Source organism: Rivularia sp. UHCC 0363, assembly GCF_034931125.1.
Lineage (GTDB): Bacteria > Cyanobacteriota > Cyanobacteriia > Cyanobacteriales > Nostocaceae > Rivularia.
The window spans coordinates 21,773-40,235 of sequence record NZ_JAYGHM010000011.1 but is presented as its reverse complement, the minus strand read 5'-3'; the positions used below and the strand labels follow the sequence as shown (position 1 = coordinate 40,235).

16 protein-coding genes are annotated in these 18,463 nt (G+C 38.5%); 12 read left to right on the top strand and 4 right to left on the bottom strand.

The features are described from left to right. Window positions 1-126: 126 nt before the first annotated feature. From VB797_RS08670 to VB797_RS08625, 10 genes are all read left to right on the top strand, one after another. On the top strand, window positions 127-585 hold the full coding sequence (locus VB797_RS08670) for a YidH family protein (protein WP_323237276.1): 459 nt from the start codon (window positions 127-129) through the stop codon (window positions 583-585). Window positions 586-643: 58 nt separating this feature from the next. Further along, a complete protein-coding gene (locus VB797_RS08665; RefSeq protein ID WP_323237275.1) occupies window positions 644-2,470 on the top strand; it encodes an ABC transporter ATP-binding protein in 1,827 nt (608 codons plus the stop codon). Window positions 2,471-2,625: 155 nt separating this feature from the next. Beyond that, entirely contained in the window at window positions 2,626-4,197 is a 1,572-nt protein-coding gene (locus VB797_RS08660; protein ID WP_323237274.1) for a metallophosphoesterase family protein, read from the top strand. 240 nt (window positions 4,198-4,437) lie between these two features. Then, on the top strand, window positions 4,438-5,178 hold the full coding sequence (locus VB797_RS08655; protein ID WP_323237273.1) for a class I SAM-dependent methyltransferase: 741 nt from the start codon (window positions 4,438-4,440) through the stop codon (window positions 5,176-5,178). Window positions 5,179-5,526: 348 nt separating this feature from the next. Continuing rightward, complete coding sequence (locus VB797_RS08650; protein ID WP_323237272.1) at window positions 5,527-6,534, top strand: BMP family protein; 1,008 nt, start codon at window positions 5,527-5,529, stop codon at window positions 6,532-6,534. Between the two features lie 188 nt (window positions 6,535-6,722). Beyond that, the gene (locus VB797_RS08645; RefSeq protein WP_323237271.1) at window positions 6,723-8,201 is read left to right on the top strand and encodes an ABC transporter ATP-binding protein; all 1,479 of its coding nucleotides are present in this window, start codon (window positions 6,723-6,725) and stop codon (window positions 8,199-8,201) included. Window positions 8,202-8,281: 80 nt separating this feature from the next. Continuing rightward, on the top strand, window positions 8,282-9,370 hold the full coding sequence (locus tag VB797_RS08640) for an AAA family ATPase (RefSeq protein ID WP_323237270.1): 1,089 nt from the start codon (window positions 8,282-8,284) through the stop codon (window positions 9,368-9,370). Beyond that, complete coding sequence (locus VB797_RS08635) at window positions 9,367-10,020, top strand: DUF4276 family protein (protein ID WP_323237269.1); 654 nt, start codon at window positions 9,367-9,369, stop codon at window positions 10,018-10,020. Before VB797_RS08640 ends, VB797_RS08635 begins: the two co-directional genes overlap by 4 nt. A gap of 102 nt (window positions 10,021-10,122) precedes the next feature. Next, window positions 10,123-11,139: an ABC transporter permease gene (locus VB797_RS08630; protein WP_323237268.1), complete on the top strand. Its 1,017-nt coding sequence runs from the start codon at window positions 10,123-10,125 to the stop codon at window positions 11,137-11,139. Continuing rightward, window positions 11,139-12,065, top strand: a complete 927-nt coding sequence (locus VB797_RS08625; RefSeq protein WP_323237267.1) for an ABC transporter permease — start codon at window positions 11,139-11,141, stop codon at window positions 12,063-12,065. The genes VB797_RS08630 and VB797_RS08625 overlap by 1 nt, the downstream gene beginning before the upstream one ends. Before the next feature lie 107 nt (window positions 12,066-12,172). Here the strand turns inward: VB797_RS08625 and VB797_RS08620 are convergent, their stop codons facing one another. Both VB797_RS08620 and VB797_RS08615 read right to left on the bottom strand, forming a co-directional pair. Beyond that, window positions 12,173-12,448, bottom strand: a complete 276-nt coding sequence (locus tag VB797_RS08620; protein WP_323237266.1) for a hypothetical protein — start codon at window positions 12,446-12,448, stop codon at window positions 12,173-12,175. A 169-nt stretch (window positions 12,449-12,617) separates the two neighbouring features. Further along, the gene (locus VB797_RS08615) at window positions 12,618-13,079 is read right to left on the bottom strand and encodes a VOC family protein (protein ID WP_323237265.1); all 462 of its coding nucleotides are present in this window, start codon (window positions 13,077-13,079) and stop codon (window positions 12,618-12,620) included. A 215-nt stretch (window positions 13,080-13,294) separates the two neighbouring features. Here VB797_RS08615 and VB797_RS08610 point away from each other — a divergent pair, with 215 nt between their 5' ends. Then, window positions 13,295-14,656, top strand: a complete 1,362-nt coding sequence (locus VB797_RS08610; protein ID WP_323237264.1) for an ATP-binding protein — start codon at window positions 13,295-13,297, stop codon at window positions 14,654-14,656. Window positions 14,657-14,761: 105 nt separating this feature from the next. Here the strand turns inward: VB797_RS08610 and VB797_RS08605 are convergent, their stop codons facing one another. Beyond that, on the bottom strand, window positions 14,762-15,451 hold the full coding sequence (locus tag VB797_RS08605; protein ID WP_323237263.1) for a response regulator transcription factor: 690 nt from the start codon (window positions 15,449-15,451) through the stop codon (window positions 14,762-14,764). A 3-nt stretch (window positions 15,452-15,454) separates the two neighbouring features. Then, window positions 15,455-16,549: a HAMP domain-containing sensor histidine kinase gene (locus tag VB797_RS08600; protein WP_323237262.1), complete on the bottom strand. Its 1,095-nt coding sequence runs from the start codon at window positions 16,547-16,549 to the stop codon at window positions 15,455-15,457. A gap of 542 nt (window positions 16,550-17,091) precedes the next feature. Here VB797_RS08600 and VB797_RS08595 point away from each other — a divergent pair. Next, window positions 17,092-18,426, top strand: a complete 1,335-nt coding sequence (locus tag VB797_RS08595) for an ArsB/NhaD family transporter (RefSeq protein ID WP_323237261.1) — start codon at window positions 17,092-17,094, stop codon at window positions 18,424-18,426. The last annotated feature ends 37 nt before the right edge of the window (window positions 18,427-18,463 follow it).

Genomic DNA, 18,463 nt, shown 5'->3' with positions numbered 1-18,463 from the left:
GACTTTTTTAATTAAGGTTCGTAGTAAAAACTTTAGTTTTCTAAGGGCTTAAGCCTTTGCTACGAACTTTTATGTCTTTATCAATGTAAAATTAATTAGAAAATATTCAGTAATTTACACTTAATAATGGCGAACCAAAATAGAGACAGTCGCCTGCGAGAACATCTAGCAAACGAACGCACTTTTTTAGCTTGGTTGCGAACATCAATTTCTTTGATTGGTTTTGGTTTAGCTATTGCTAGATTTAGTTTATTTTTACGTCAATTACAAACTACAACTGCTCCACAAACAGTAGAGAATAATCCTATATTCAATTCCGAAAATTTAGGTTTAAGTTTGGTAATTGTTGGTATTATAGTTATTGCTTTAGCAGCTTGGCGTTACAATCGAGTATTTCGGCAAATTGAACGAGCAGATTACCGACCAAGCCGTGTATTTATTTGGTTTTTGAGTATTATTGTAATGCTGCTTGGTGTATTAAGTATTCCTTTACTTGTAACCCGTCAAAAATTAATTTATCCAAATAAAAAGCTTAATAAACCTCTCTCTTCTCTTCCTCAGCGTCCTCAGCGTCTCTGCGGTTAATAAATCTTCCTTTACCTTTTCGAGCGATCGCCATTAATTTTACGCTATATTCATAATAATGAGAATTAGCAAAATACGTAACAACCTCCGCCAATCTTTCGCTGTATTTCGCTACAGTGGACGAGCGGTAAATTTAGTTTGGACTACTAACCGCAATCTTACAATTATTCTGGCAATTTTAACTTTAGTTGCAGGACTTTTACCTGCTGCTGTTGCCTATATTGGAAAATTAATTGTTGATGCTGTAGTCGCAACCCAAATATCTTCTCTACAAGATAATTCAAGCAATTCCGTAGCTTTAATCTACGTGGGATTTGAAGCTATTGCTGTTTCTTTACTTGCTCTGAGTCAGCGCGGACTTAGTATTGCTCAGTCACTGTTGCGGGTATTACTCGGACAGCGAGTAAACGAACTCATTTTAGAAAAAGCGTTAAGTTTGGAATTACCTCAGTTTGAGGATTCAGAATTTTACGACAAAATGACTAATGCGCGACGCGAAGCTTCTAGTCGTCCGCTTTCTTTAGTTAACCGTACTTTTGGTTTGGCGCAAAGTGCTTTATCTCTGATTACTTACGGTGCTTTGCTGGTAAATTTTTCTTTATGGGCTGTAGCGGTATTAATTATAGCTGCTGTACCTGCGTTTATTGCGGAGACACGCTTTGCCGGACAAGCTTTTCGTTTGTTTCGCTGGCGAGCGCCGGAAACCCGTCAGCAGCAGTATTTAGAGACGCTAGCTGCGAGAGAAGATTTTGCCAAGGAGGTGAAACTCTACCAGCTTGGTGATATGTTATTGAGTCGTTACCGTAGCTTATTTCATCAACTATACGGAGAAGACCGCGATTTAACAATCAAGCGCGGATTTTGGAGTTATTTATTAGGCTTGCTGAGTACTGCAACTTTTTACCTTGCTTATGCATGGATTGTTGTAGAAACAGTTGCGGGTCGAATTTCTTTGGGAGATATGACGATGTATCTAACCGTATTTCGTCAGGGACAAACCACTTTTTCCGGTGCATTAACTTCCATCGGTGGAATGTATGAAGATAACCTGTATCTTTCCAATCTTTACGAATTTTTAGAAGAAGAAGTACCGATAAAATACGGTACAGCTATTAAAGGTACAAATCCACAGGATGGAATTCGTTTTGAGAACGTTTCTTTTAGCTATCCCGGAAGTATGACACCGGCTTTAAAAAATATTTCGCTGCATTTAAAACCGGGTGAAAAATTAGCAATTGTTGGTGAAAATGGTTCGGGAAAGACAACTTTAATTAAACTGCTGACTCGACTTTATACTCCAGAATCGGGCAGGATTCTATTAGATGGATTGAATTTAGAAGAGTGGGATTTAGATACATTGCGGCGAAGAATTGGAGTAATTTTTCAAAATTTCGTGCGCTACCAATTTACAGTTGGTGAAAATATTGGTGTCGGCGATGTGGAAAAATTGTCAGATGAAAAAGCCTGGGAAATTGCCGCCGAAAAAGGGATGGCACTACCTTTTATCGACCGATTACCTAATAACTTTACAACACAATTAGGACGTTGGTTTAAGTCAGGACAAGAACTTTCCGGCGGACAGTGGCAAAAAATCGCTCTTTCGCGGGCTTTTATGCGGGATAGCGCCGATATTCTGGTTTTAGATGAACCGACTTCAGCAATAGATTCTCAAGCTGAATACGAAATTTTTGACCGTTTTCGCAGCTTGACCAAAGATAAAATGGTGTTTTTAATTTCTCATCGTTTTTCAACAGTGCGGATGGCTGACAAAATCGTCGTCATCGAACAAGGTGAAGTCCTAGAAACCGGAACCCACGAAGAGTTATTGCAAGCAAAGGGAAGGTATGCGACGCTGTTTTCCTTGCAAGCACAGGGCTATAAGTGATGGGGAGAGGGGGGGATGGGAAGATGGGGGGATAGGGGGAATTTTAACTTTTAACCCACATTCCGCAAAATCCAAAATCCAAAATTGATTGACCTTCCCCTGAACGTAACAATTGGTTACAATACTGATGCGTGCTTTACCGGGAGCGATCGGCAATGGATTTGATATTGGAACCAACAATTCCCGTAAAAATTGAGAAAATGAAGCAGCGGGTACGATGGCAAGATGAAAGCATTGTACAGCGGGGAATCGATCAAACCAGCATGGTTCTCGATGACGGTAAGGAGGATAGTGAAGAATTCTCTTTTATGGTTATCGGTGATACTGGTACAACTTGCCAAGATGGATATCATCCCCAGCGAGAAATTGCTAAGTTGATGCTTCAGCACCGTCATGAGTGCAATTTTGTTTTGCATACTGGCGATGTAATTTATACCGTAGGCTCTCGCGAATATTACCCATCAAATTTTATCGAACCTTATCGCGAATTTTTACGGGGTGGTGAAAATCCTCAAAATATTGCTTATGACGATATGGTGTTTGATACTCCAATTTTGACAACTTTGGGAAATCACGATTATTACGACGTACCTTTGCTGTATCGGGTTTTAACAGGTCCCACGCTCCAGTTACGACGCTTGTTACGCTACAAAGATTTTGAAATTGGTTGGCATGGTTCCGAACAAGGTGATGCTTATGCTAAGGCATTTCTGGATTATTTAGCGCGGTTTAATTCTCCACAAAAGCTAGAGTCTCACTTAGACGAACATTACACTGCAAAAACCAATAACGGACGTTGTTTGCGTTACGAACCGGGACATTTTACCCGTTTACCAAATCGTTATTATACGTTTTGTTACGGTGGTATTGACTTTTTTGCTCTTGATTCAAATACTATCAACGAACCATCGCCGATACCGGAAACACCACAGGGAGATATTCGCAGAAAAGCTTTGATGCAGCGTCGCGATGAAATAGATGTTGAAGAACAGGAGATTTTGTCAGAATACGATAAACTCGACCTAGATAATCCCAAAGATGCCGAACAAAGTGACTTTCTCGAAGCAAGGTTAAGTCAAATCAACGAAATAAAAGTTGATATCGAAAAACAGCTAGCATCGCATCATCCCCAAGTTGATTTTGAGCAACTCGAATGGTTTAAGAATCGGTTAATTGAATCGTGGAATAATTCTGAAGTTCGCGCTCGCATTGTTTACTTTCACCATCCGCCTTACGTTACGGAGGCGAGTAAGTGGCATCAAGCACAAACTCTAGCTGTTCGTCGTCGCTTGCGGTGGGTATTTGACGAAGTTGCTCAAACCATCGGGGAATTGAAAGGCGATCGCCCCATCGTCAACTTAATCTTAAACGGACACGCCCATTGTTTAGAGCATCTTTGCACCACTGACACCGGACACGCAGACTCACGCATTAACTGTATTATCAGCGGTGGTAGCGGTCATTATCCTCGTCGTCAGCGAGATACAGGACCGGAATTAATGGAAACTTTTGACTATATTTCCGGTAGTCCCATCCGTAAAGTTGCGGATTCTTTATTATTTGTGGGTCGCAAAGGTTACGAATCTTTAAAACGCTCTCCTTATTCGGGGATACGAATCGATGTTAAAGCCGGAAATCCTGTTAAGTTTGTTGTCAAACCATTCGTAGCCGAGCGTTTTGGACACCAATGGAATTATCCTGAGATTGAACCGTTTTTAATAGGTTAAAGGTCAAAGGTTAGATTTTAGATACTTCGGCAAGTTTAGTGCTGAGCGACTTGTACCGAGCAACTTGTACCGAGCAACTTGTACCGAGCGAAGTCGAGGTAAGTCGAGGTAAGTCGAGGTAAGCCGAAGCATCAGCACAAGTTTTGGATTTTGGATTGATATTTAAGAGTTAGGAGTTAGAAATTAATAATTTTAAATTCCTAATGCCTAATTCCCATTGATAATTGATAATTGTTTAAAATGAATCGTAATAATAAATTAGATTTTTTGCGTTTTGCTGGAATTCTTTTGGTGATACTGTTCGGGTTGCTATTTTATCCCGTGAATATGGCGATCGCCAATACATCTACCCATTACCAACACAAAGCTGCTAGTTCTGATGGTATCGGTAAAGTTTATATGGGTCGAGAAATTTCTCAGGTAATGGGACATAAGGGTGCGATGTGGTTGGAAAGACCGACTCGTGAAGCTCAAGAACAACCCAGTAAAATAGTCAGCGCTCTTGAACTCAAAGATACCGATGTAGTGGCGGATATTGGTGCTGGTACTGGATACATGAGTTTTCGTATTGCTCCTAAAGTATCGGATGGTAAGGTGTTTGCTGTAGATATTCAGCCGGAAATGTTAGATATTATTGAATTTTATAAAAAACGAACAAAAATTCACAACATCGAACCTATTTTAGCAACATCTACTAACCCGAATTTACCATCAAAAAGCGTTGATTTAGCATTGATGGTGGATGCTTATCATGAGTTTGAATATCCTAAAGAAGTTATGCAAGGGGTTGTCAAATCTCTTAAACCCGGAGGTAAAGCAGTACTGGTAGAATATCGCGGGGAAAATCCTTTTATAGCTATCAAACGTTTACATAAAATGACTCAAAAGCAAGTTAAAAAAGAAATGAAAGCCGTAGGATTAAAATGGGTTGAAACTAAAGAATTGCTTCCGCAGCAGCATTTGATGATATTTGAAAAATAGGGAATAGGGAATAGTTAGGAGTTAGGAGTTAAGAGTTAGGAGTTGGGAGTTAGGAGTTATGAATTAAGAGTTAGGAGTTAGGAGTTATGAATTAAGAGTTAGGAGTTAGGAGTTATGAATTAAGAGTTAGGAGTTATGATGGTTCTTCAATACGTAGTATGTAAAAAAATATAAAAAATCTTTAAACTCCTTGCATAGCAACGACTATTTAGCTCAAAGACTAAGTTTGTTTACTAATGTCGTCTTTTTGCCCTACTCCCTATTCCCTCTTCTACTATTTAATTAACATAAACTTGTACGGAAGAGCCGTTATGATTTAATTAATTTTGCACAAGAATCACTTATATCATGTCAATTAATTTTAGTCGTCGTAAATTCATTTGGTATAGTTCGGCAGTTTTTAGCAGTAGTTTACTATTAAAAGCTTGTAGTAACAACCAAACTTCGACACCTACAAGTGCGGGTGGTGAGTCAGATTTTAAAGTTGCGATCGCGCTTCCGGGAGTGATTACCGATGGAACCTGGAATCAGTCCGGTTATGAAGGTTTGCAATTAGCAAAGCAAAATTTGGGTGCGGAAACTGCTTTTGTAGAAAAAGTTTCTCAGGCTGACCAAACAGAAATTTTAACAGATTTTGCTCGTAAAAATTATAATCTCATATTTGCCCACGGTGGACAATTTGATGCAGCAATTCAACAAGTAGCACCCCAGTTTCCCAATACGTTTTTTATTGCTGTGAACGGTGCTATTCAGGGAGAAAATATTGCTGCTTTACGAATAAATCACCAGCAAGCTAGTTATTTGTGTGGAATTATTGCCGCTTCAATGACGAAATCTAATCAAATAGCTTATATTGCCGGACAAAAATTTGCAGCAACTGAAGAAGAATTACGCGGTTTAGAATTAGGGGCAAAGTCAGTTAATCCCAATATCAAGGTTACTTCTACTTTTACAGGTGATTGGAATGATATTGCTCAGGCAAAAGAAGCTACTCTGGCTTTAATTTCTGCTGGCAATGATGTGGTTTTTCAATGGTTGGATAATGCCTCACCTGCTGTCTTACAAACTGCTAGCGAAAAAGGTGTTTATGCTTTTGGAAATACAAAAGACCAGTTGGAATTAGCACCAAAGGCAGTATTAACTAGTGCTGTCAAACGGATGGATTTAGCTATAGCTTATATCACGGAATTAGCTAAGAATAAACAGTTAAAAGGCGAAGTTTATAAAATTGGTTTAGAAAAACCAGATATTCTCAGCTTAGGTAAATTTGGTGATATGGTGCCAGAAGATATTCAAAAAAAGGCATTAGATGCAAAGCAAGAAATAATAGATAATAAAATAAAAATTAGTGGGTAAAATAAAATATAAAACCTCACCCTCAGTCCCTCTCCTTATTAAGGAGAGGGAAGCCGGAGGCAGGGTGAGGTCGTATTTTGGATTATAATCAATGGGTAAAATAAAATATAAAACCTCACCCTCAATCTTTCTTATTATTAAGGAGAGGGATTGAGTAAGCAGGGTTAATTCGTATTTTGGATTATAAAATGGCATTTTTACGCTTAGAAAATATTACAAAATCCTTTGGTTCTTTTGTTGCAAATGATAACATCAGTTTTACAATAGAACCGGGAAAAATTCACGCTATTTTAGGCGAAAATGGTGCGGGTAAAACCACTTTAATGAAAATTATCAGCGGTCTTTATCAACCCGATCGCGGGCAAATTTATTTGCAAAATCAACCAGTAAATATTACATCTACTAATGCTGCAATTAAACTCGGTATTGGCATGATTCACCAACATTTTATGCTAGTACCGCAGTTGAGTGTCACAGAAAATATTATCCTTGGAACCGATAAAAATTTTCGCTTAAATATCAAGCAAAAGCAACAGCAAATAGCCGCTTTATCGCAATCTTACGGATTAGAAATTAACCCGCAAACAAAAGTTATTGATTTACCCGTCGGGACGCAACAAAGAGTAGAAATCCTCAAGGTTCTTTATCGTCAAGCCAAGTTATTAATTCTCGATGAACCAACTGCTGTTTTAACACCATTGGAAGTTACATCTTTAATTACAATTCTCCGCAAACTTGCAACTGCTGGAAATACAATTATTTTTATTAGTCATAAACTAGAAGAAGTAATGCATCTTTGTGATACGGTGACGGTGTTACGACGGGGAAAAGTAGTAGCAAATCGGAAAATTCCAGAAACCACTCCCCATGAATTAGCAGCATTAATGGTGGGAAGAGAAGTTAATTTGCAATTAAATAAATCCCTCATAACCCCTGGAAACGTGGTTTTATCGGTACACAATTTGCAAGTAGCAGACGATAGAGGTGTAACAGCAGTACGGAATATATCTTTTGAATTACGGGAACGAGAAATTTTAGGTATCGCTGGGGTGGATGGAAACGGACAGCGAGAATTAGCGGATGCTTTAGCGAAAGTCAGAAGTGTCAAGAAAGGGGGAATTAAAATTGCTAAGTTATCAAAAACGGGTTATATTCCCGAAGATAGGCAGAAAATGGGTTTAATATTGCAGTTTACTATTGCTCAAAACTTGATTTTAAAAGCTTTTAAACAGTTACCGTTTTGTCGTCACTTCTTATTACAAACCCAAGTGATTAAAAATAATGCAATATCTGTAATAGAAAAATTTGATATTCGAGCAACGGGAATTAATGAAAAAGTCAGTCAGCTTTCCGGGGGAAATCAACAAAAGGTAGTTTTAGCGCGGGAATTAGCAGGTAATCCGGTATTAATTGTAGCCATGCAGCCCACGCGGGGATTAGATGTAGGAGCCACCGAAACAGTACAGCAGCGGTTGTTAGCGGAAAAAGAACGAGGAGCAGCGGTTGTATATATTTCTACCGAACTAGAAGAAGTGATGGCAATTAGCGATCGCATTGCGGTGATCTATCGGGGTGAATTTGTCAGTGTATTGGATGCGAACACAGCGACGGTAGAAGAAGTTGGTTTGTTGATGGGAGGAGAAAGGGGACATAGGGAGATAGGGTGATGGGGTGATGGGGAGATGGGAGAATTTTTCAGGTAAAGTAATTAAGCCAGATAAAAGCTGGAATATTGGGAGACTGTTCGATGACGGCTACTATTGGCAAGAAACAACTGTCGAGAATAGTTTTAAAAGGTTTCAAGTCTATTGTCGAATGTGACCTTGAACTCTCCAAAATAAATGTTTTGATTGGTGCTAATGGAGCGGGAAAATCTAATTTTATCGGCTTTTTTCGCATGATACAGCAGTTACTTGAGCAGAATCTTCAAGTTTTTGTTAGCCGTCAGGGTAGTCCTGATGCACTATTACACTTCGGACGAAAAACAACGGAACAGCTAGAGTTTCGGCTATATTTTGGTAATAACGGCTATTTCGCAGCGTTAGCAGCAACTCAAGATAATCGCTTGATGTTTGTTGAGGAGTTTTTTTGGTGGAATTTAGCGGCAGAATATGAACTAGGAAAAGGTCATTTTGAGACAAAGGCTTTTTCTCTTACTGGGACAAAAATTCATGAGAATATTTTGTCTGCTATGCAGGGATGGAGGGTTTATCATTTTCATGACACTAGCGATAGTGCTTATGTAAAGCAGCGTCACGGTATTAATGACAATAATTACCTGCGTCCTGATGCGCGAAATCTTGCAGCTTTTCTTTATCTATTGCGCGAGAATTACTCTTCATCCTATCAGAAAATAGTCAAAACTATTCGGCTTGTTGCACCGTTCTTTGGAGACTTTTACCTACGTCCATTACCACAAAATAACGAATTTATAGAACTCGAATGGTTTGAGCGGGGACATGATATTCCCTTCAAAGCACATTTGCTTTCCGACGGTACGCTGCGTTTTATTTGTCTGACAACGGTTTTTTTACAACCCGAAGGGCTTCAACCGGAGACAATTTTGGTTGATGAGCCGGAACTTGGTCTTCATCCCTATGCTATTACGGTTTTGGCTTCCTTAATACGAACTGTTTCTAAACAGGTGATTGTTTCCACCCAGTCAGTGGAATTGCTCAACGAATTTGAGGCTTCAGATGTAATTGTTGTTGACCGCTCGGAAGGGTGTTCTTCACTTCGTAGATTAGAAACGCAAGAGTTAGAAAAATGGCTGGAAGACTATAGTTTGGGTGAGCTTTGGAAGAAAAACATTCTCGGAGGTAGACCTTCAAGATGATTCGTGTTCATGTTTTTGTTGAAGGACAAACCGAAGAAACTTTTGTCCGAGAACTGCTCTATGAATATTTTATAGATAAAAACATATATCTCAATCCGATTTTGGTAAGAACTAGTAAAACCGGAAAAGGTGGTGTAGTCAGTTACGCGAAAATCAAGCCCCAAGTAAATTGTAAATGTCTGGAAGATGCAAAAGCATTTGTCACCACAATGTTTGATATGTACGCTTTACCTAATGACTTTCCCGGAAGCAGTTCGCTACCAAAAACCAATGAACCTTTACACAAAGCAGAATATTTAGAACGGGAAATGGGTAAGGATATCGGACATGATAATTTTATTCCAAATTTGCTAGTTCATGAGTTTGAAGGTTTGTTGTACAGCAATCTACAGACTTTTGCTGATTGGTTCGATGAAGTTGCTGTTAGTATTTTGCAAGCCGAACGTAACGCTTTTACTTCACCCGAACATATTAACAATAATCCGCTGACCGCACCATCAAAAAGGATTCGTAATTGTTGTAAGGGATACGATAAACCGCTGCATGGTTCGTTACTTGCTATTGATATTGGGCTAGATAATATACGTCAAGAATGCCAGCATTTTAACCAGTGGTTGCTGCGACTTGAAAGTATAGCTACAGCGATTTGAGTAATTACAACTTACCTACAATTTATCAATCAAAATCGCTACAGACATTAAGATAAATCTAAACTCGGATTCAGCAATCCCCAAATCCAAAATCCAAAATTGATGAACCGTATTAAATCCCAACTACCAATCCTCTCACCGATAATTGCGATCGCATCGGCTTTACTTGTCGGTGCAATTCTGATTATCATTGCTGGTGTAAATCCCATCGCAGCATATGCAGCGCTTTTTCAAGAGTCGCTATTTGATTATTTTGGTTTTGGCAATACTCTCACCAGGATGACTCCTTTATTATTTACGAGTTTAGGAGTATTGATAGCGTTAAAAGCCGGACAATTTAATATCGGTGGGGAAGGACAAATTTATTTAGGTGCTTTGGGTAGTACAATGGTTGGGTTATACGTGCAGGTACCAGCATTTATTCATGTACCCTTGGGGTTATTTGTCGGATTTTTATTTGGTGCGGTTTGGGGTTGGATTCCTGGTTATTTAAAGGCAATTCGGGGTGTAAATGAGGTAATTACCACGTTGTTGCTTAATTATATTGCGATAAATTTGGTTAGTTATTTGGTGCAGAATCCCCTCAAAGCAGCAAATGCACCCAGTCCTTATTCACCATTAATTGCGAAATCGGCTCAACTGCCTATTTTACCGGGAAATTTGACCCATAGCGGTATTTTGTTGGGGTTACTAGTTGCGGGAATTTTATGGGTGTTGTTGCAGCATACTCCTTTGGGTTATCAAATAACAGCGGTAGGATTGAACCCGATCGCTTCTGCTTATGCTGGTATATCCGTACAGCGAACCATTATGCTGGTAATGGCTTTAGCGGGTGGATTAGCTGGAATGGCTGGTAGTTGTGAAGTCATGGGGTTGAAATATCGGTTATTTGAACAAGTTTCACCAGGTTACGGATTTGATGCGATCGCCATTGCATTTCTCAGTCGTGGTAGCGTGTTGGGTGTGCTTTTAACTTCTTTGTTTTTTGCAGCATTACGGAGTGGTGCGAATGTAATGCAGCGTAGCGCCGGGGTTCCGGTAACGGTAGTGTTTGCGATTCAGGGTTTGACGGTGTTGTTTATTGCCATTGGTTTAGCATTGGAATCGAAAAGATCGTAATGACTAATTTAACTTTCTTCACAGATTACCTTGCAGCTAGTATACGTTTAGCGGTTCCCCTTGCTTTTGCTGCTTTGGGTGGAATGTATTCGGAGCGCGGAGGAGTATTAAATATTGCTTTGGAAGGAATGTTATTAACTGGCGCTTTTACTAGTGCTGCTGCTACTTTTTACACTGGTAATCCTTGGCTGGGTGTTTTATCTGCTGTAGTTGCTGGCGGTATGGTGGGATTACTTCATGCTTTTTTATGCGTGAGTTTGCAGGTTAATCAGTTGGTGTCAGGATTGGCGATTAACTTGGTTGCTGCTGGGTTAACATCATTTTTGGCTCGGTTAGTATTTAATGGTGGTAGCGCCCAAAAATTAGCGGGAATTGCAGCAATCAGGATTCCTGGATTTGCTAACATACCCTTGATTGGCGAACTTTTATTTCAACAAGATATTGTAGTATATTTACTGATATTTTTAATTGTTTTTAGTACGTATTTTTTGTTTCATACCAGCCCTGGTTTAACATTGCGTGCGATGGGGGAATATCCCCAGGCTGCGGATACTGCGGGAATTTCAGTATCAAAAGTACGTTATTTAGCTGTAGTGGTGAGTGGTTGTCTTGCCAGTTTGGGAGGAGCTTACTTGAGTTTAGTACAGGTAAAATATTTTGCTGAAGGAATGACTGCGGGAAAAGGATTTATTGCGATCGCGGCTTTAATTTTTGGAAAATGGCATCCTGTAGGTAGCTCCTTAGCGAGTTTGTTGTTTGGTGCAACCGAAGCTTTACAGTTGCGAATTCAGGCTTTAGGAATAAACATACCTTATCAATTTCTGATTATGCTACCTTATGTAGTTGCATTATTAGCCCTAGTTGGTTTAATTAGAAAATCCCCACCCCCCGCAGCTTTGGGTATTCCTTATCAGCAACAGAAATAACTTAAATAGCATTGGGAATTGGGCATTGGGAATTGGGAATTGTCTCCCCATCCCCCCATCCCCCCATCCCCCCATCCCCTTGTCCCCTTGTCCTCTTGTCCCCCCACTCACTCAGCGGGAATTGCGATCGCAGTTTTAGCGTTACTATCCCAAACTACCCAGTTGAATTCTTTATCTAAATTTTCGGCAGTATCAGCAACTTTGAAATAAAGTTTTTCACCTTTTCTTTCAATTGCAAAGTCTGCATTTTGGGCGTAAACCACTTTAAAACCCTTATCCCGCAAGCAAAACATTACCCAAGCTTTGAGTGATTGTCTCGATGGGTCGTAGGAAACCATCGGTCTTTTAAACGCTTCTTCCACAGTTTGATATATTTGTGACATTCTTTTTAATCAATTATTAATTATCAATTATCAATAGGCATCAGACATTGGGAATTGGGTATAAATCATTGGGAATAGTTAGGAGCAACTAAGATTAAAATTCTCCTTGTCCCCCCATCCCCCCATCCCCCCATCTCCCCATCTCCCCATCTCCCCCTCTCCCAATCTCTCACTCCGGATTACAGCGAATCTCAACAATAAATCCATCTGGGTCGTAAAAGTAAACTCCTCTTCCGGTCGGACGGGTAACGGGTTCTTGAGCAATTGTAATTTCATGCTGTCTGAGTACTTCGACTGCATTATCAAATAATTCGGGAGCAATATCAAATGCGAGATGATTAGCACGAGTAAAACCAATTTCGGGATTTGGATCTGGTGGTGATAAATCCGGTTCCCAAAATAAATCTAATATAGTACCGTCGGGAGTCATGAAATTCGCGACTTTTCCCCGTGAGACTAAGTTAACTAAAGTAGTGGGGACTTCATCACCTGTAAGTTCGTGCAAACCCAAGATATTTCCATAAAAATGCCGAGAAGCCTGCATATCTTGGACGTTGAGAGCAATATGATGCACTCGACGCAGACTTCCTGGAGATATAGCGCTATTTAAAGATTGAGGACTAGATATCATAATCAATTATCAGTTATCAATTACCAATTATCATATCTTAGAGCCTTGCTATGCTATGCGTTCGTTCCGAAAAGATACGTATAATGGGATTTATTTTTATCGATAATTGATAATTGTTCATTGTTCATTGATAAGAGATGTTAAAACGGATGAGAATGCTAATTAATTAGCACTCATGTTTGTTTAGTATCTATATTTTAGGAACAGGGTTTGCAGTGTCACAGGAATTTAGTTCGCCAATTTCACCACCATTACTAATTGAGGGTAGCAATGACGACCTCGGTTTGGAATCGAAACTTCTAGAGTTGCCGCTTTACGAGTTTTCCGTAGAAAGTAGCTTTACTGGTAAAGAATTAGCTGAAGTTTTTGAAAAATATCCCTTGCTACCGGGAGCGATTTTATTAGACAAGGGTAAATATGCTGGGATGATTTCCCGTAGACAATTATTGGAATTTTTGATTCGTCCTTTTGGACAAGATGTATTTTTCTGTCAACCGCTGAGTATATTGTATAGCTATGCTCGCACACCGATTCTAGAGCTAGGCGAAACTACATCGATTTTGTGTGCAATGCAATTTACGTTACGGCGATCGCCAGAATTTTTGTCGGAACCGATAGTGGTCAAAACTGCATCCGATGAGTACAGGTTGCTGGATATGCAGGAATTAAATATTGCTTCTTGGCAAATTCGCGGTATCGAAACTCAGATCAGATATGAACGCAGCCAAGCTCAAATTATTCAAAATGATAAAATGGCTAGTTTGGGACGTTTAGTTGATGGAGTGGCCCACGAAATTTTAGACCCTGTAAACTTTATTTGGGGTAATGTAACTCACGTTTCAAATTACAGCAAAGATTTAATTAAGTTAATAGAAATGTACGATAAAAATACAACAAATACTCCAGATGATGTGTTGTATTTAAAGCAAGATATTGAATTCGATTATTTAGAATCCGATTTATCACAAGCACTTGCAAGTATTCGGACTGGTGCAGAAAGATTAAAAAAACTTGTTACTGGATTACAAAATTTTTGTCATATTGATGCAATTTATGCTAAACCTGTAGATTTACACGCTAATTTAGATAGTACTCTATTATTAATTGGTAGCCGTTTAAAAGGAGAAATTAACATTGTCAAAAAATTCGGTCATCTTCCTCCTGTCTATTGTTTTATCGGACAATTGAATCAGGTATTTATGAATATATTAAGTAGAGCCGTAGATACTTTGCTTGATGAAGCTGTTCGACAGCAGTTTGATATACAATCATCCAGCGACGCTGCACAAAAACCCACTATTGAAATAGTTACGCAAGTTATTTCCCAAGAATCAACCTTACCTGGTTCACACGATTCTCGCTGGGTATCAATTCGTATTACAGATAATGGTCCAGGAATGTCACCTGAATTCCAACAGCAAATTCAAGAGTCTTTTTCTGTAGATAAAAGGGCTGAGAAGGAAACAAGTTTAGCTGTAAGTTATCGCATTATTACAGCAAGACATGGTGGTAAATTAAATTTTTATTCTCAGCCAGATAAAGGAACTGAATTTGAAATACTTTTACCTTTGGTTTAATCTGATAAATTAGAGATAGTAAATTTGAAATATTTGATCTAATAACATCTGACGGTAAAGATACAAACTCGTTTCTGTGCTTACCTTTAATCTCGTTAAATCTCGTCAATTTGGGTCAATATATCTAGCATCAATCAGTCCTTTTTTAATTGCAGTAATTGCAGCTTGGGTTCGATCGCGTACATCTAATTTTTGCAAAATTGCATGAATGTGAACCCGCACAGTACCAGAAGTAATCAGAAGATTTTTTCCGATTTCTTGATTAGATTTGCCTGCTACTAATAATGTTAATATCTCTCGTTCTCTTTTAGTCAAAGAATTATTCTCAGATAAAGATGAAGCGACGAGGTTTGAATTTGATTGATCAGCTTGAAAAGCCGCTTGAATTTCTACAGTAGCTGTGCTATCCCACCAAGAAGCGCCACAAGCTACCGAACGAATAGCCAAAATCAGATTTTCGGCTGGAATTCCTTTGACACAATAACCATTAGCTTTAGCTTCAATTAATTGAGCAATTAAAGTTTTTTGAGAATGGGAAGTTAAAACCAATACTGGTAAACTCGGACGACGTTGTTTAATTTGACGACAAGCTTCTACACCACCAATTCCGGGTAATCCCACATCTAAAATTACTATATCTAGTGGTAGTTGAGAAGCTAATTCAATCGCAATTTCTCCATCTTCAGCTTCGGCAACAATTTCTAAACCTGCTTCTTGATGCAGTCGCGTAGAAATCCCTAATCGAAATAGTTCGTCATCTTCTATAAGTAAAATTTTTAATGGTTTTGGTGTCATACTTTAATTGTGAACAAAAGCAGGTAAACTAAACCCGAAAATAGCCCCACTCTTTTTACCTCTTTCTACCCAAATTTTACCGTTATGTGCTTCAATTATTTGCCGACTTAAATAAAGTCCCAAACCCGCACCTTTAGCTTGACGGTGAGTATGTCCTTGGTAAAACCTTTCAAACAATAACGGTAACTCCTCTTGTGTAATTCCTTGCCCTTGATCAATAATTTTGACGGTATGATTAATCCCATTAGGAATAAACACAACTTCTACTTTACCACCCCGTAGTGAGTGATTAATCCCGTTAGCAATTAAGTTGACAAAAACGCGCTGTAGTTGTAGGGCATCTCCATTCACTATCGCTCGCGAACGAAACTCAGAATCAGCAAACCCAAAATGAATGTATACTTGACGAGACGAAGCTAAATCAATAAGAGTCGAAATTGCTGAGTTTGCTACCGTAACTAAATCTATAGATGAACAACGTAGCTGTAAACCTTGGGTATCATTGCGGTAAACATCGAGCAACGTTTGCACTAACTCTAAAGTATTTTGATGCGATCGCCTCATTACCTGCAAAACTTTTTGTTGAGTAGCAGTTATTGCACCAAATTTTTCTGACTCAAAAGCCTTGAGTGTTTCAAGCGCTCCTAAAAGCGGTGTTTGCAAATCGTGGGTAAGAGTGGAAGCAAAGTCTTCCCGTAGCGAAGCCATTTTTTCTTGCGCTAATATTTGCATTTTTTGACGCGCTATAGCTTCTTCATAAGAGCGATTGCGGTTACTCAACCATCCGGTGACAATCAATGCTGCGACGACAATTAAGCGGTTGGCGACTGTTGGTAAAGTAATGGTTTCCACACCGGGAATTATTAAGTTGAGGATTGTAAAGGCGATCGCGCTTGTTGTTACCCAAAAAGTAGTTTTCTGACTCAAGCGCGAGTTTGCTAAAAGTACTGCACCAATATATAGATATCCAAATACATAAATAGGTGGTGTGAAATATTCCAAAATCACGACCAAAATAAATATGGCGACAATTAGCCACTGACGGGATGAATACGACTGGATCAACGGTTGAAGCCGGTTAATTTGTTTATTTAGCATTTTTTTATTCGGTTTGTTAAAAATATTTGTTTTTATAGGACTAATGATGCTTTCAGATAAATTATATTTTTTCAAATATCTATCTTTGGGATATTGTTTTATTATAATTATCTGAATCATAACAGGGGAAATTGTTTCTGTCTTATTAATAAGTAATCTTTATATTAATTCTATTGTTTTTTATTCAGAAATGGATTATTTTTAAAAGCCTATTTTTTTTAAAAGCTGAGTTTATCGGTGATTACTATTTATATATATCATCCGATATATAACTGTCTTAAACGTTTATAAACGCTTGCATAGTTTGACAACTAAAAAGCTAAACTTTGTTTTATACATTTTGCATATTGTTATTGCTAGCAAAAGCCAAGATAATAAAAATGTAATTTGAATAAAAGGTGTATAAAAGTTCGGTGTAACATTACTTTAGCTAAGGCGAGGCTGTCTGAGATTTAGCTGTTACTTACTGTTAAAAAGCAACGAAAAGTATTTAATAGTAATCAAAAAAGTTGTTCGCAACATAAAATTTGGGCTTAAATTATATGGAAAACCTTCCCGCGATCATTGCTGCTTCAACTTTTATCGGTGTAATTGTCATTATCATGTCGGAACAATTAGACCTCACAGTTGCGGCTTTTTTAGGAGCATTGATTTTAGTATTTACTCATATCATGACCCTGCAAGAAGCTGTGGGTTATATCAGTTATAGCTATGCTACTTTAGCGCTCTTTTTTGGAGTCATGGTTATGATCAGAAGCTTTGAGCCAACTAAAATCTTTGAATATTTAGCTACAAAGATGGTGCTTTTAGCTAAAGGGAGTGGCAAGCTTTTGCTTTTAGGAATTGTAGCCATTACCACCCCAATTTGCGCCGTTTTACCTAATGCTACGACAGTAATGTTACTTGCCCCTTTAATTCCACCTATTGCTGAAGAAATAGGAGTCGATTTTGTCCCTCTACTGATTCTGATGGTATTCGTTGCCAACAGTGCAGGATTGTTAACTTTAGTGGGAGACCCAGCTACTTTTATTGTCGGTGATTCTATTAATATTAGCTTTATTGACTATCTTTCACGCTTAAGTTGGGGAGGTGTAATCGCCATTATTGCAATTTTAATTCTCACCCCCTTTCTATTCTCGGAAATCTGGCAGACAAAGTTTGAAAATTTAGATCAGTTACCCCATCCGAAAATAAACCATCCTCGAATTTTACTTTTAGGGGGAATTATTTTTGCCTTTGTATTGCTGTTTTTTATAATTGGTGAATCTTTACCAGTTCCTATTTCTCCGGCTGCGGTAGCTTTATTGGGAGCAGGATTAGCTCTTGCTCTTGCTCATAAAAGTAAGGTTGATACCATTAATAATATTCTCCGCGATGTTGACTGGAGTACTTTGATATTTTTTATGTCAACTTTTGTATTAATTGGAGGTTTAGAAAAAACTGGAGTTCTTGCAAATTTATCAGGTTTACTCGCAATTGTCTTACAAAAAAATATAGCTTTAGGAGCAATTACTTTAGTTTTTGCTGTTGGTATTTTATCTAGTATTGTTCCCAACATTCCCTTAGTTGTAGCTATGGTTCCGTTACTAAAAATGTATTTAGTCAACGTAGGATTAGTTAGTTCAGAAGTTCTCAATGCTAATTTTTCTGGAGAATTCCCCCCAGAAGTTTTGCCCTTATTCTATGCCATGATGTTTGGCGCAACATTAGGAGGAAACGGTACTCTAATTGGAGCTTCATCTAATATAGTAGCTGCCGGAATTGCCGAACAACATGGTAGAAAATTATCATTTAAAACCTTTACTAAATATGGTTTACCTGTTATGGCAGTGCAATTGATTGTCACAGCTTTATATATCAAATTTGCATTTTTGTAATCCAGGAACAACAGTGGAAAAGATTTTCTGAAATTCA

What these genes read in the sequence shown, in the direction of transcription:
- VB797_RS08670 (WP_323237276.1), top strand. Translation starts at nt 127, where the DNA reads ATGGCGAACCAAAATAGAGACAGTCGCCTGCGAGAACATCTAGCAAAC.
- VB797_RS08665 (WP_323237275.1), top strand. Translation starts at nt 644, where the DNA reads ATGAGAATTAGCAAAATACGTAACAACCTCCGCCAATCTTTCGCTGTA.
- VB797_RS08660 (WP_323237274.1), top strand. Translation starts at nt 2,626, where the DNA reads ATGGATTTGATATTGGAACCAACAATTCCCGTAAAAATTGAGAAAATG.
- VB797_RS08655 (WP_323237273.1), top strand. Translation starts at nt 4,438, where the DNA reads ATGAATCGTAATAATAAATTAGATTTTTTGCGTTTTGCTGGAATTCTT.
- VB797_RS08650 (WP_323237272.1), top strand. Translation starts at nt 5,527, where the DNA reads ATGTCAATTAATTTTAGTCGTCGTAAATTCATTTGGTATAGTTCGGCA.
- VB797_RS08645 (WP_323237271.1), top strand. Translation starts at nt 6,723, where the DNA reads ATGGCATTTTTACGCTTAGAAAATATTACAAAATCCTTTGGTTCTTTT.
- VB797_RS08640 (WP_323237270.1), top strand. Translation starts at nt 8,282, where the DNA reads ATGACGGCTACTATTGGCAAGAAACAACTGTCGAGAATAGTTTTAAAA.
- VB797_RS08635 (WP_323237269.1), top strand. Translation starts at nt 9,367, where the DNA reads ATGATTCGTGTTCATGTTTTTGTTGAAGGACAAACCGAAGAAACTTTT.
- VB797_RS08630 (WP_323237268.1), top strand. Translation starts at nt 10,123, where the DNA reads ATGAACCGTATTAAATCCCAACTACCAATCCTCTCACCGATAATTGCG.
- VB797_RS08625 (WP_323237267.1), top strand. Translation starts at nt 11,139, where the DNA reads ATGACTAATTTAACTTTCTTCACAGATTACCTTGCAGCTAGTATACGT.
- VB797_RS08620 (WP_323237266.1), bottom strand. Translation starts at nt 12,448, where the DNA reads ATGTCACAAATATATCAAACTGTGGAAGAAGCGTTTAAAAGACCGATG.
- VB797_RS08615 (WP_323237265.1), bottom strand. Translation starts at nt 13,079, where the DNA reads ATGATATCTAGTCCTCAATCTTTAAATAGCGCTATATCTCCAGGAAGT.
- VB797_RS08605 (WP_323237263.1), bottom strand. Translation starts at nt 15,451, where the DNA reads ATGACACCAAAACCATTAAAAATTTTACTTATAGAAGATGACGAACTA.
- VB797_RS08600 (WP_323237262.1), bottom strand. Translation starts at nt 16,549, where the DNA reads ATGCTAAATAAACAAATTAACCGGCTTCAACCGTTGATCCAGTCGTAT.
- VB797_RS08595 (WP_323237261.1), top strand. Translation starts at nt 17,092, where the DNA reads ATGGAAAACCTTCCCGCGATCATTGCTGCTTCAACTTTTATCGGTGTA.